10 protein-coding genes are annotated in these 12,141 nt (G+C 58.3%); 4 read left to right on the top strand and 6 right to left on the bottom strand.

Going from position 1 to position 12,141, the window contains the following annotated elements; all coding sequences use genetic code 11:
• Positions 1-275: 275 nt before the first annotated feature.
• Together B5527_RS21300 and B5527_RS21310 are read left to right on the top strand one after the other, a co-directional pair.
• Positions 276-1,256 carry a LysR family transcriptional regulator gene (locus B5527_RS21300; RefSeq protein ID WP_079603282.1) on the top strand — a complete coding sequence of 327 codons (981 nt, stop codon included), beginning with the start codon at positions 276-278 and terminating at the stop codon, positions 1,254-1,256.
• 945 nt (positions 1,257-2,201) lie between these two features.
• Positions 2,202-3,599, top strand: coding sequence for a porin (locus B5527_RS21310; RefSeq protein WP_210199318.1), 1,398 nt, complete (start codon positions 2,202-2,204; stop codon positions 3,597-3,599).
• A gap of 114 nt (positions 3,600-3,713) precedes the next feature.
• Here B5527_RS21310 and B5527_RS21315 read toward each other — a convergent pair whose 3' ends face one another.
• The gene (locus B5527_RS21315) at positions 3,714-4,559 is read right to left on the bottom strand and encodes a metal-dependent phosphohydrolase (RefSeq protein ID WP_079607414.1); all 846 of its coding nucleotides are present in this window, start codon (positions 4,557-4,559) and stop codon (positions 3,714-3,716) included.
• Positions 4,560-4,923: 364 nt separating this feature from the next.
• Between B5527_RS21315 and B5527_RS21320 the strand changes: the two genes are divergently transcribed.
• Positions 4,924-5,313: a nuclear transport factor 2 family protein gene (locus B5527_RS21320; protein ID WP_079603285.1), complete on the top strand. Its 390-nt coding sequence runs from the start codon at positions 4,924-4,926 to the stop codon at positions 5,311-5,313.
• 191 nt (positions 5,314-5,504) lie between these two features.
• On the opposite strand, the gene B5527_RS21325 is transcribed toward B5527_RS21320, so the two are convergent.
• The 3 genes from B5527_RS21325 to B5527_RS21335 all read right to left on the bottom strand — a co-directional run bounded on the left by B5527_RS21325 (position 5,505) and on the right by B5527_RS21335 (position 9,084).
• On the bottom strand, positions 5,505-6,263 hold the full coding sequence (locus B5527_RS21325; protein WP_079603286.1) for a carbonic anhydrase family protein: 759 nt from the start codon (positions 6,261-6,263) through the stop codon (positions 5,505-5,507).
• Between the two features lie 301 nt (positions 6,264-6,564).
• Entirely contained in the window at positions 6,565-8,211 is a 1,647-nt protein-coding gene (locus tag B5527_RS46505) for a CHASE3 domain-containing protein (protein WP_079603287.1), read from the bottom strand.
• A 78-nt stretch (positions 8,212-8,289) separates the two neighbouring features.
• Positions 8,290-9,084, bottom strand: coding sequence for an outer membrane protein (locus B5527_RS21335; protein WP_079603288.1), 795 nt, complete (start codon positions 9,082-9,084; stop codon positions 8,290-8,292).
• Positions 9,085-9,494: 410 nt separating this feature from the next.
• On the opposite strand from B5527_RS21335, the gene B5527_RS45440 reads away from it, so the two are divergent.
• Complete coding sequence (locus tag B5527_RS45440; protein ID WP_172842626.1) at positions 9,495-9,671, top strand: hypothetical protein; 177 nt, start codon at positions 9,495-9,497, stop codon at positions 9,669-9,671.
• 275 nt (positions 9,672-9,946) lie between these two features.
• On the opposite strand, the gene B5527_RS21340 is transcribed toward B5527_RS45440, so the two are convergent.
• The gene (locus B5527_RS21340) at positions 9,947-11,440 is read right to left on the bottom strand and encodes an FAD-binding oxidoreductase (protein ID WP_079603289.1); all 1,494 of its coding nucleotides are present in this window, start codon (positions 11,438-11,440) and stop codon (positions 9,947-9,949) included.
• 18 nt (positions 11,441-11,458) lie between these two features.
• A complete protein-coding gene (locus tag B5527_RS21345) occupies positions 11,459-12,037 on the bottom strand; it encodes a hypothetical protein (RefSeq protein WP_079603290.1) in 579 nt (192 codons plus the stop codon).
• Between the last annotated feature and the right edge of the window lie 104 nt (positions 12,038-12,141).

Consider the following 12,141-nt stretch of genomic DNA (forward strand, 5'->3'; position numbering starts at 1 on the left):
GATGAATGGATTAGCTGCTCGCATTGGGGAATGTTCCCAACCGGAACGAAATATTCGAAATAACCCTCTGCACGAGATCAGATGACTGACGAGCACCGCGAGTACCTTGAGCGCAGCTTGCCGGTCGCGAAGATGGTCTTTGAAGCGCGCAAATAAATGTCGGAGTGCGGGTCGAAATCGACCGAAAGCCTCGCCGGAATACCGAAGGTCGCAGCAAGGGGCTGATCGGGTGAGTGCTCGACGCTTCGTCGCAAAGGCGATACGGAGGCGCCAAAATGGACTATCTGGGCGCGCTGCGTATGTTCGTGCGAGCGGTAGAGGTCGGCAGCTTTTCGAAAGCTGCAATTGCCACGAATATCAAGACATCGACCGTCTCGCGCGCGATCGCCAGCCTTGAAGAGGATCTTGGCGTCAGCCTGTTTCACCGCACCACGCGCCGCGCGCATCTCACCGAGCCGGGCGCCACATTCTACGAGCACGCGCGCGGCGTTCTGCGCGGCCTGGAGGAAGCGCGGGATGCGGCCTCGGCCATGCAGGGGCGGCCACAAGGATTGATCCGCCTGCATATCCCGAGCGGCTTCGGCCGCCTGCACATCATGCCGTTCGTGCCAGACTTCCTGGCCGCCTATCCCGATATTCGTCTCGATGTCTCATTGACCGATGTGCGGGTCGATCTGCTGTCGGTCGGCGCCGACGTCGCGATCCGTATCGGTTCGCTCATGAATTCCAGCATGCTCGCCCGCAAGCTCGCGCCGCACCGGCGCATTGCCTGCGCGAGCCCGGCCTATCTGGACCGCCTGCCGCCGATCTCAGAGCCGAACGATCTGCTACAGCACAATTGTCTTGTCTATGCGCTGCAGCCGACCGATCGCTGGTTCTTTCGTCACCCGGCCGAGACCGGGGATGCTTTCGAGGAAGTACCCGTCACCGGCACGTTGCGCGCCGACGACGCCGAGCCGCTGCGCGATGCTGCGGTTGCCGGCGTAGGGGTCGCGCTGCTGCCGACATGGCTGGTCGGCGAGGAGATCAAGGCGGGTCGCCTGCGGCACGTGCTTCCCGAGTGGTCCTCCATGATCGCCACGACGCCGGGTGGCATCTTCGGGGTCTTTCCTCCGCATCGCATGGTGCCACCGAAGGTGCGGGCCTTTCTGGATTTTGCCCAGAAACGCTTTGGCAAGCCGCCCTACTGGGATCCTGATTGGACCGAGCACCGGCAAAAGACCTCGCACAACGTCACCGAAGACATCACCGAATAAGACGGCTCAGAGAGCGTCTGACGATCGCGGCGCGTTGCGCGCCCCGCACCAATCATTCCCAGCACGGGGCATACAGCGCAGCCGATTGCTGAACTACTTCAGCCATAAGCCTAACGGCGATATCTGCTTTAGGAACTTATGGAGAAGCGCAATGTCGAAACTTGGAATTGTACGGGCTGCGGCCCTGTCACTCGCGTTAGCAGTTGCTACCCCGGCCTTCGCCGCGGAACTCCACGGCGTCCACGGTGGCGATCTGATGGACGTAGGCGGGTTCCACAAAGCTCAAACAAGCGTCGGTTCGTTCGTACCGAGCAACGCTGCTGCGGCCCATTGCGCCCAGCGTTGGGCGTACTACGACCGGGCGTCCGGAAAGTACATGGGCGACGATGGTCAGTGGCGTCCTTGCGTATAAAACCAAAAAGGAGCGGCTCAAGCCGCTCTTTTTTATGCTCGACACTTTCCATGCCCGACAATCGCCTGGAGTAGATTGAGAGCTCCAGGCTTCACGTCCTTCGGGCGGCTTTTGTTTTGGCCGCCTCAATTGGATGGGGCTTGAACGAGTCTGAGATGAAACGATCGCTGTTTTGGACCTCTGGTTGTGGAAGCGTAGTGGCGACAGGCTCTGATGGTGTCCACTTATCGGCGTAGCCCGGAAGTGACACGCGCGCGATCAGAATGACGGCGCTAAACCGCTAAGTCGGGAAAATGACTCACTTTCAGACGTGAGTTTCAAGCCCGCTCCTTGCCTGCCGCTTCGAACGCGAAGACGGCGCAGCACTCGGCGATTTACCGAGTACGATTGTTGCTGTATATGTAAGCACGGCGCAGCTTCGGGACCGGGGGTATTCGGGAGGGGGCGGTATGAAAAGAGTTGGTGTTTTCGCATCGATGATTTTCGGACTCGCTAGCGCGGTGTACGCGACGGATGCTGCGGCTGACGACATCATGGCAACGAAGGCTGTGCCCGCCGCGACCACCGCGGCTTCGCTGCCACCAGCGACCTGTAGCAGCCTTGAGGACTTTGTCGTCACGGCCTGCCCATTGACCTGGAATGGCATCACGGTCTACGGCACGATCGACGGGGGTGTAACGTGGCTGAGCCACGGAGCGCCCTTCAATGGGACGTCCGCCGTCGGGGCAGCTTATCTCGTCCAGAAGTACAGCAATCGCCCGCAGTGGAGTCTCGCGCCGAACGGTTTGAGCAATTCAAATATCGGGATCAAGGGGAAGGAGCCGCTCGCTCCCGGCTGGGATTTCATCTTCGATCTGCAGGCCGGGTTCGATCCTTATTCCCTGCATCTCTCCAACGGACCGCACTCGGTGACCCAGAACGCCGGCATACCGCTCACCAGCCAGGACGCGGGCGCCGACTCGAGCCGGGCCGGGCAATTTTACAATTCCGTGGGCTATTTGGGCGTCAGTTCACCCTATGGCACTGTGACCGTTTTCCGGCAAAACTCGCTGACCTTGGACGCTGTTTTTGCCTACGATCCGATGGGCGCTTCGTACGCTTTCTCGCCAATCGGCTGGCAGGGAATTACCTGCGGCGTCGGCAATACCGAAGACTGCCGATTTAGCACGTCGGTGAAGTACCGTGTCGACATCAACCAGTTCAGGGTTGCGGCGCTCTGGCAATTCGGCGGCTACGAGCTGAACAACGCCGCGACGGGCGCCTACCAGCTCCAAGTCGGCGGCGACATTCCCCATCTGGCTGGCGGCACGCTTTCGCTCGACGCAATTGGCAGCTACGTCCAGAACGCCGTGTCGGTAGCGCTTGCCGGCAACACGCTGCCGGCGGTGCTGCCGCAGGTTCTCACCGCTACGCTCTCCAATAATACGAGCGTGATGCTGGTTGGCAAATACAGCAACGGACCGCTCAAGCTGTTTGCCGGATACGAATTCATTCAATATGCGCCGCCCAGCAATCCTTTTGCCCCCGGGACCGGTTTTAGCGACATCGCGGGAGACTTCGTCTGCGCCGCCTGCGCTGCGATCAACAACACGAACATCAACAACACGGCTTTCAGCGCCGGCGACAAGTTATTCCATGTTGTCTGGACCGGAGTGAAATACTCCATCACTGACAATCTGGATCTGATCGGCGCTTATTATCATTACGACCAGCCCGCCTTTGGCGCACCCGTCAACTGCACCAACTCCTCGGCGTTCGCAAACTGCCATGGGACGTTCGACGCCGTTTCTTTCGTCGCCGATTGGCAGTTTGCCAAGAAGTTTGATGCCTACGCCGGAATCATGTTCTCGCAGGACAATGGCGGACTGGCGAACGGCTTCCTCAGTCGCAACAACATCGATCCCACGGTTGGCCTTCGCTTCCGCTTCTGAGAAGACCACGGGGCACGCAAGGACTCCTGGCGGCAGCTTTTGGCCCGCGCCAAGGTGATCCAACGAAGGGGCAGTTTCCCGGAAGGCTCAAACGGAAAACAAGCCGCGGCATGATCACTGTTGCGGACCCGACAGGTTCAGGTCACGCTCTGCCCGGAAAACATTGCCATAAAGGCTTGCGATCCATTGGCGTCCGCTTGATGTGACATTGAGATAGCGTATCGCCGTCTGAATTTGCGGCGCGACGTTTTTCCAATAGAACTGCGGGTACTTATAGACGACGTCCGCGGGCGTATCGTAGCCGAGCGTTTTGTTCAGGCCGATTTCTTCAAATTCGTAGAACAGCGCATTTGCCTTTCTCAGATAGTTGGGATCGCCGAGTTGACCGATCAGATCGGCAGCGCGCAGCAACAAGCCCTCCTCTTCGATGAGGTCGTCGTTCGAAGATGATGTATAGGGAAAGCGGGTATATTCGATCGCTCGGGCAATTCGGCCGGCGTCGACTTCCTCGGTGCCGTCGAGGCGCTCGGTGACGAACAACTTCGAGCGATCCACATGATAGGGTGCGAGCGCGGCATCGGACGACCCTCGCGGCAGATGAACCCTGCGACCACTGAGATCTGCGACGTAGGACTCGGTGTCATCTCCTTGCAAGATGCCGCGAACGTATCCGATGTCATGGGTGAGGCACGCTAAAATGAAATTCGCATAATCGCCCGTGGTAGTTGCCCGCAACATCTGTCGTCCCATCAGGATGTCGTGCCCGGCGAGGGTAACGAGCATCGAGTGCTCAATGTTGTGATACAGGGCATCGCTGTTGCCGATGCAATCCAAGGTCAGTCTGGCCGCGAAAGGAAGAATTTCAGCCAACCGGGCATCCGAAGAGCCAAACCGGCTCTTGGTTTCTGAAGTCAGGAACGACCCCAAAGCCTGCGCTACCAGTTCCGGAATTGTGATCATCTGAACACCCATCTGGCTGAGCGCCGTGGTGTGACAAAACCCCGTTTCCGCAACCCGATGATAGCACATCGGTCCCATCCGTGCCGGCAAATGTCATCGTCTGGCACGTTGAGACATGCGACATTCGGTCAGGCCACTTGTCCAAATCGAGGCGTCTTCGCGCCGCTAGCCGACGAAATCCGCACATTGTCGCGGGCACCCCGCAGGCGTATCCTTCAACCGAACCGCAGTTCGCCCGCATCGTGAGGCGACCCACGACTGGCGCGATCGCGCAATGGCGCGCCCCATGTTTCAAAAATGGCGTGCAGCACAATGAATTCAGTGGTCCCGAAACGATAGCCGGAAGCGTAGATGGGAGATTGAGATGGATGATCGAACCGCGCGGGCGGCGCTGCAACGCCATTGGGATGCTTCGGATGCCGGCGATTTCAACGTCGAACATGAAATCTACCGCGAGGATGCTGTGCTTGAATATCCGCAATCGGGCGAGCGGATCCGCGGCCGGCACAACATTCAAGAGAGCCGGTTTGTCCAGCCAAACAAGAAGCGTTTTACGGTCCGGCGAATTATCGGCAGCGGCGATCTCTGGGTCACCGAATTCGTACTCACCTATGACGGCATACCATCTTACACGGTGAGCATCATGGAATTCCGCGAAGGACTGGTAGCCAACGAAACCCAATATTTCGCCGATCGGTTTGACCCTGCACCCTCGCGTGCGCATCTTGTTGAGCGCAGCGCCGAAATCACGTGATTCCGGATACAGGCCGAGGAGAACCTGGATCGGAAAGCCACCCGAGGGGCGGATATGGGGCTAGACACAAAGGCCGTCGGCAAACCAGGTAAAGAGCCCCGCCCCGCGGGAGCGACAACTAAACCCGGCCCTGCGCCTAAACCCAGGCTGCACGACGATGATGGCGGCTACTGATCCAGACAGCAACGCCATCATGCGGCGAAGAAATCCACCACACCTGTCTCCAGATTGTACATCGCACCGGCGATTTTGATAGCGCCACCGGACTCCATTGCGGCCAGTACAGGACTGTCCTTGCGAATGGCGGTCATCGTAATTTCCACGTTCTTCCGGGCGACAGCGTCAACAAATGCGTCATTCTTCGACGTCCTCTCGCCGGCGTACGACGTCGCCGCCACCGCGGGCTTGATTTTCGCCAGCAAGCCCGTGAGGTTGCCGAGTTCGGCGTTGTCAATTGCGCCCTTGATCGCGCCGCACGCGGTATGGCCCATGACCAGAACCACCTTGGCTCCCGCCAATTTACAGGCGAATTCCATACTGCCAAGGATGTCGGGATTTTCGACATTGCCAGCCACGCGACTGTTGAAGACGTCGCCGATGCCGAGGTCCAGGATCATCTCGGCGGGAGCCCGCGAGTCGATGCAGGTAAGCAGCACCGCGGCCGGATATTGACCTTTGGCGCTGGCGCGTTGCTGCGCTAGGACGTCACGATTTTCGGGCTTGCCTGAATAAAAGCGTTTATTCCCCTCTTTCATCAACGCCAAAATGCCGTCAGGACTCAATTTGTCGCGCTGCGCCTTGGTCAGCGCGTCAGCATGGGCAATGCCGCTGAGCGCCCCCGCACCTAAAAACGTCGTCGCAGTGATTGCGGCAGATGCTTTCAGGAAACTCCGACGATGGAGGGGGCCGAGGGGCTGGCTGAGTTCCTGCTCCGAACACTCCGCACACATGCAGTATCTCCGTGAAACGACCTTTCCCAGACGGACTCTTGGTGTAAGCGATAGCACACGACGGTATTTCGCGGAAGCTATAGGTCCGCAGTGCGTCCAACGTTGGCAACCTTCGGTAGACGGCAACCTCAGAGTCCGTTTTTGGCACCTTCAAGCCAAGGAGAGTGTATCGAGCGCGTCCGCGTTCAGGGTGCCGGGGTAACCCGGAAGACATTTGCTCAGGCTGAGTTCTTCTCAGTTTGACCCCGAGCGGAAATCGCGGCCGAGCCGTTTGTTTCCTGAACGGCTTGCGGACGGAGCCTCACGCCGGAATGTCTACGTTCACCGGCAGGGTGAACTGAAACATGGCACCGTGGGGTATGTTTGCCGTGGCCCACAGCCGGCCACCGTGCGCTTCCAAAATCGAACGGCAGATCGAGAGTCCCATGCCCATGCCGCTGGATTTGGTGGTGAAGAAAGCATTGAACACGCGGTCCGCATTCTCGGCGGTGATCCCGACCCCGCAATCCGTCACACTTACCAGCACCTGGCGTGTCTCGTCCCGGCCTGAGAGGATCACCAGTTCGCGCGGTCGATCCGTGACCGATTGCATGGCTTCAATGCCATTGATCACCAGGTTGATAATCACCTGCTGCAGTTGGATCCGATCGGCGAGGACCATGGGTAGAGCGGGTGCCAACTCCATTCGCAACAGCACCTGGTGGCTGATTAACTCACTCTGCATCAGAGCGATGACCTCTTTGATGACGTCATTGACGTCGAGCGGCGCCTTCTCGATGTCGGTTTTGTTCGCGAGCGCCCGGACGCGCCAGACCACTTCGCTCGCCCGATTGCCGTCGCCAATGATCCACTTCAACGAGCGGTGCGCTGCGGCAAGGTCGGGAGTTTCGCGGTCCAGCCAGCGCAGACCGGCCTCGGCGTTGGCGACGACGCCCGTGAGCGGCTGGCTCACTTCATGGGCGATCGAGGCGGTCAGCTCCCCCATTGTCGTGACGCGATTAACATGAGCGAGCTCGGTCCGGGCCCTATCACGTTCAATCATGCTATCTTTAAAAATCTGGACCGCCGCCGCCATCGCGCCGATCTCGTCACTGCGATTGGTCCCGGGCACCTCAACGGTGTTATCGCCTTGGGCGAGCGTTGTCATGGCGCTGGTCATGCGGGTGATCGGCGTTGCGATCCCGCGCGTGAGCAGAACGCCCATCAGCGTCGCGACGATGAGCGAGGCTGCGCCGCCGAGAATCGTCATCCTGTATGCAGTTGCGAACGCGTGTTCCTGCACGGCGGCGCGCTTTGCCAACAAATCGCGCTCACCCCCCTCGATTTCGTCCACTTTGGCGCGGATGACGTCCATTGCGGTTTTGCCGGCCCTCGAGCTCTCCAGGGCGCGCGCATCCTCGCGCGTCTCGGGCTTCGCCATCAGCGCGATTTCCCGCTCGGCGATCCCGGAACGCCATTTTTTCGCCAATTCGTTTAGTTCATCGAGCCGGTTCTGCAGGGCGGGGTTGTCCGCGGCGAGGTCCCTTATTTTCTGGATCGCCGCGGTGTAGGCATTGACGCCCCTATGATAGGGCTCCAAAAAATTCTTGTCGCCGGTGATCAGATAACCACGCACGCCGGTTTCCGCATCCACCATCGCGTCCCTTGCCTTCTCTAGCGCCTCCAACACGTCGGCGGTGTGGACACGCCAGTTTTCGGCCCATTCGATCACGAGAAGGCGGCCGTATACGATAGCGCTGCTCGCAAATACGACCACGACCACGGCGACAAACGCAGCCATAAGCTTACGCGCGATCGGCAAATTCGCGAAAGCGGACACAGGACCCTCTGAAGCGTTAACCGACCCGAAATGGCCAAGCATCACGAACGAATTATAGCGCCTTGCTTTAATATCTGCACGTTCGCGATAGACCACTTGTGCCGGAGACCGCCGGGTCAGCTCGCCCATACCTGCGAGCGGCTATCGTGTTGAACAAAAAGCCCCGGACGACGCCGGGGCTTGAGTTGGGCTTGGAGAACTGGAGAATCAGTAATGGGCCGCGCCCGGAGCGCCGTAACCGCCGTAACCGCCGTTGCCGCCGTAGCCGCCGTAGCCGCCGAAGCGGTAGTTCACGCGAACCAGCCCGATATCGACGTCCTGTTTGATGTGCTCCGTCTCGGAGAAAAGAGGTGCGGTCAGAGTGACGTTGCGTGAGCCCATGAACAGATGGTCGTATTCGACACCGACCGACCAGTTCGGAGCAAACCCGAATTCGAGACCTGCACCGACCGTGCCGCCCCAACGGGTTTCGTTCGCCGCGGCGATAATCAAGCCACTCGTCCCGCTGAAGGCGTCATACTTGTCGCCGGTGGCGGCGCCACCCCCCTTTACGTAAAACAAGGTGTTGTTCCAGGCATAACCGATCTGACCGGTGATCAACCCAAATGCATCGACCCGCGAACGGTTAAAGTCAGGCGCAAAGAGGTTGCTGACATTGCTGCCGCGGAAATCGGCCCAGTTGCCCTGGCCTTCGATGCCCCACACCCAATTGCCCGTCTGCCAACGATAGCCGATTTGACCACCCGCGGTGCCGCCGGTTGCGTTATGGCAGCCTTCCGGCCCCGGCAGATCGGCATCGGAATCTCCCACAAGGTCCCAGCATTTGCGGGCGGAGCCGCCACCACCGTTGACGCCGATATAGAACCCGGTCCAGTCGTAAATCGCAACGACCGGCGGGGGTGGCGCCTTGGTGTAGGGAGGTGCGGCCACATCTGCAGCCGACGCAGGAGTAGCCATGCCTAACGCTACCAGACCAACCGTGGCCAGGAGAAACTTCTTCATCGTAAATCTCCATCTCTTTCTCTGTCGCCTCTGGCGATTTATCTGAAACGATAAATACACCCTCGCGAGCGCCGATAATGTTGTTGTCGAGCTTTGCTTGATTTGAATTTCCACCTGAATGATAGGCGATTTGACACAGATATTCTGTGCTTTAAATGCAACTGACGTTTTTTAAATAAAATTAAAACGGCTGACTGCGTTCGGTTGACAGAAACCATAACGAGAGATTAATGTCGGCTTGTTAATATTTAATTTATTGAACGTGTAACCCGCCTAAGAGCCATTGCCCCATGCCAATCATCGCGATTGTCGGTTGCAGCTCTGTCGTGTTGCACGGATATTTAATTGGGTCTTATTTGGCGATTTAATTCGGTCTTACTTGGAGAAACGAAGCAGGAGAAGCGAAGTAAATGAGTCGAATTGCTGAAATTCGTAACCAGGAAATGATGTACCGAGAGCGTGCTTTGCTTGACACGGAACGTAAAGAATTCTGGCTGGCAAAGGCCGACGAATGGGCGCAGCGGGCAGTTGACGAAATTGCTCTTCAATTCAGGGAAAGCAATGGGGCGAGCTTGACTGCTGGTTAAACTCATGAGACGGACGGCGGAAGCCGCCACGTTTTAATGGGTGATCCTCGGTTTAGTGCCCGCACCACTGTGTGAAGCCGCCCCTCCGGCGGTTACTCAGCTTTATCTTTGGTGATGCAACCGCGCGCATTCGACATCTCGGTCCGCGGCCTCTTCGGCGGGCCCGCGATGTCGCTTATTGGCACTTTCAGGACTTCGCGCGACGTCCGGCTTGAGTCCGCAATCGGCACCAAAACGGACGTCCGCCGACGCCTCTGACTTTATCGGTTCGCGCCCTAGCTCAGCGGCACGCTCTGGGCATGCTTGAAGATATTTTTCGGATCGACCTGAGCCTTGATCTTCATCAGCCGCGGGAGGTTATCGCCCCAATAGGCCTTGGCGTAACCGTTGCCGAGATCAAGATCGCAGTAGTTCACGTAGCATCCGCCGGAAACGAACGGCCTCATCGAATCGTACAAGGTCCGCATCGCCAACAGGTGTGCATCCGAAGCGTCGGGCTTATCCCACTGCATGTAATACTGCATCGAGTATTTCGTATTGGCGCGGTGGACGAAGGCGGTCGCGTCTGAAGCAACCTTGTTGATTGCTCCCCCGTAACTGTCACACAGCAACGCCATCGATACCGGGGCTTTCTGCAGACCTCCAAGCAACGTCAGGATGCCCTGGTCGGTCATCGGCTCCGTGACGTAGTCGGACTTTCCCTTCATCAAGATCGATTCGTAGACAGGGGCATGCTTGCCGCCGTTGAAGGCCGTGGCGGCCAGATCAAACGTCTCTGTTACTATCGCAGGAGCATCGTCTGCTGCACCGGCAAGGCTTTGAAGACGCTTGAGTTCGACTTTCAGCCTGCTTGCGGATTGCACCGACAGCCCGGTCACACGCAGCTTGATCAATCCCGGCTTCTTCTTCTCAGCTTTTTCCAGATGAAGCGTGCACGTGATCGACGACGGCAAATCCTCGAGCCATTGCTGCCAGGCTTGCATGACTTTCACCCCCTGGGCGGGCGTCTTGTTCCATTCCATTCCGAATTTGGCGACCATGTTGACCGCGCTGGTTCGAAAAATGAAATTCGTAACGACGCCAAAGCTTCCATTGCCGCCACCGCGCAATGCCCAGAACAGATCCGGATTTGCCTGTTCGCTCACGGTACGAATCTGTCCGGACGCATCGACCATCTCCATCGACAGGATGCTGTCGCAAGCGAGGCCAAAGGGACGCCCAAGCAGTCCAAAACCTCCGCCCAGCGAATGGCCCGCGACCCCCACGGGAAAGCAGCTTCCCGCCGGTATAGCCAAATGGCTCGGCGTGAGCGCCTTGTAGACCGATCCGAGCGAAGAGCCGGAGCCGATCGATACCGACTTCTTGTCGTTCGAGAGCTTGATCGCGGTCATTCCGCGCACATCGATCACAAGATCCGGACTCTGCGAAAATCCTTCATAGGAGTGACCGCCCGAGCGGATCGCGAAGTCGATACCGTTGTTGGTGGCCCAAAGGATAGTACTGCCGACCGCCGCGGCGCTTCCGGCAACCACCCGCACCCGCGGCGTGATTTGCGTTCGCAGCTGGTATGACTTGTCAAAGTCGAATTTGCTGGAACCCTTGTTCTCGGGGATCAAGACCAGATCCTTCTTCGGATCCAGCGACGCCTGCAGCGCGGCAATCGGCAAACCGGTTTCGGCCTCCGCCTGACGGATCGAAAGCAGCGAACCGCCGACAATCAAATGAGCCGATAAACCACCCGTGACCTTCAGGAAATCACGCCTTTGCATTTCGTCCCCCTCCCCGATCTATTCACATTGAAGCAACGGCTGAAAAAATTGCGGCTGATGAAAGTTCGCCTTTTTGGCTTTCGGCAGGAACGAACTCCAAAAGCTGCGCTTTGGGGCACGTTCCAGAATGGAATAGAAATTTCCCCGGATTTTCCCGGGATCGCCGTCCCACCCGAGGGGCTTGAGGGGAATCTTCAATTCCGCGGTCCAGCCGCCCGGCAAAATTTTCGCGGCCGACACCAGACCCAGATCGATACCCTCTTGAAAAGGCTGGGTATGACTGATGATCCTGACCTGAAAGGTCTGGTTGAACGGCGATACTTCGAATTCGTAATACGGAAAGCCGGTTTCGGAAAACGTCACGAACAATTCCACGACGTCGAACATGTAGGGAAATTGCTGAGGGCCAAGAATCTTTTTGGCGTTCAGCGACGGCGCCGACACCGAATAGCTCGCGGTCAGGGCGTCGCCGGCAAGCGAGGCTCTGACTCGAACGGGGTTTTTGAGAACCGACTTCGCCGGCGCGACCAACGACAGGTCACAGGCCAGAGCAGCCGGCGAAGTCAGCAAGGCCGCAGCAAGAAGGAGGAGCCTCATGCAATTCCAAGCCGTGACCGAGGGCGACAATGGCGTCGTAGAAGTTGTTATAGTCTAAAAAACTCGCCTGGCGAGGGCTGGCTCGAAGCGGGACCAATTAGCCT

The organism is Bradyrhizobium erythrophlei, from assembly GCF_900129425.1.
Classification (GTDB): Bacteria; Pseudomonadota; Alphaproteobacteria; order Rhizobiales; family Xanthobacteraceae; genus Bradyrhizobium; species Bradyrhizobium erythrophlei_C.

Excerpts from the sequence above, each read along its gene's own strand:
- B5527_RS21345 (WP_079603290.1), bottom strand. The coding sequence starts at position 12,037 with ATGAGGCTCCTCCTTCTTGCTGCGGCCTTGCTGACTTCGCCGGCTGCT.
- B5527_RS21310 (WP_210199318.1), top strand. The coding sequence starts at position 2,202 with ATGGCAACGAAGGCTGTGCCCGCCGCGACCACCGCGGCTTCGCTGCCA.
- B5527_RS45440 (WP_172842626.1), top strand. The coding sequence starts at position 9,495 with ATGAGTCGAATTGCTGAAATTCGTAACCAGGAAATGATGTACCGAGAG.
- B5527_RS21320 (WP_079603285.1), top strand. The coding sequence starts at position 4,924 with ATGGATGATCGAACCGCGCGGGCGGCGCTGCAACGCCATTGGGATGCT.
- B5527_RS21300 (WP_079603282.1), top strand. The coding sequence starts at position 276 with ATGGACTATCTGGGCGCGCTGCGTATGTTCGTGCGAGCGGTAGAGGTC.
- B5527_RS21315 (WP_079607414.1), bottom strand. The coding sequence starts at position 4,559 with ATGATCACAATTCCGGAACTGGTAGCGCAGGCTTTGGGGTCGTTCCTG.
- B5527_RS21335 (WP_079603288.1), bottom strand. The coding sequence starts at position 9,084 with ATGAAGAAGTTTCTCCTGGCCACGGTTGGTCTGGTAGCGTTAGGCATG.
- B5527_RS21325 (WP_079603286.1), bottom strand. The coding sequence starts at position 6,263 with ATGTGTGCGGAGTGTTCGGAGCAGGAACTCAGCCAGCCCCTCGGCCCC.
- B5527_RS21340 (WP_079603289.1), bottom strand. The coding sequence starts at position 11,440 with ATGCAAAGGCGTGATTTCCTGAAGGTCACGGGTGGTTTATCGGCTCAT.
- B5527_RS46505 (WP_079603287.1), bottom strand. The coding sequence starts at position 8,211 with ATGGGCGAGCTGACCCGGCGGTCTCCGGCACAAGTGGTCTATCGCGAA.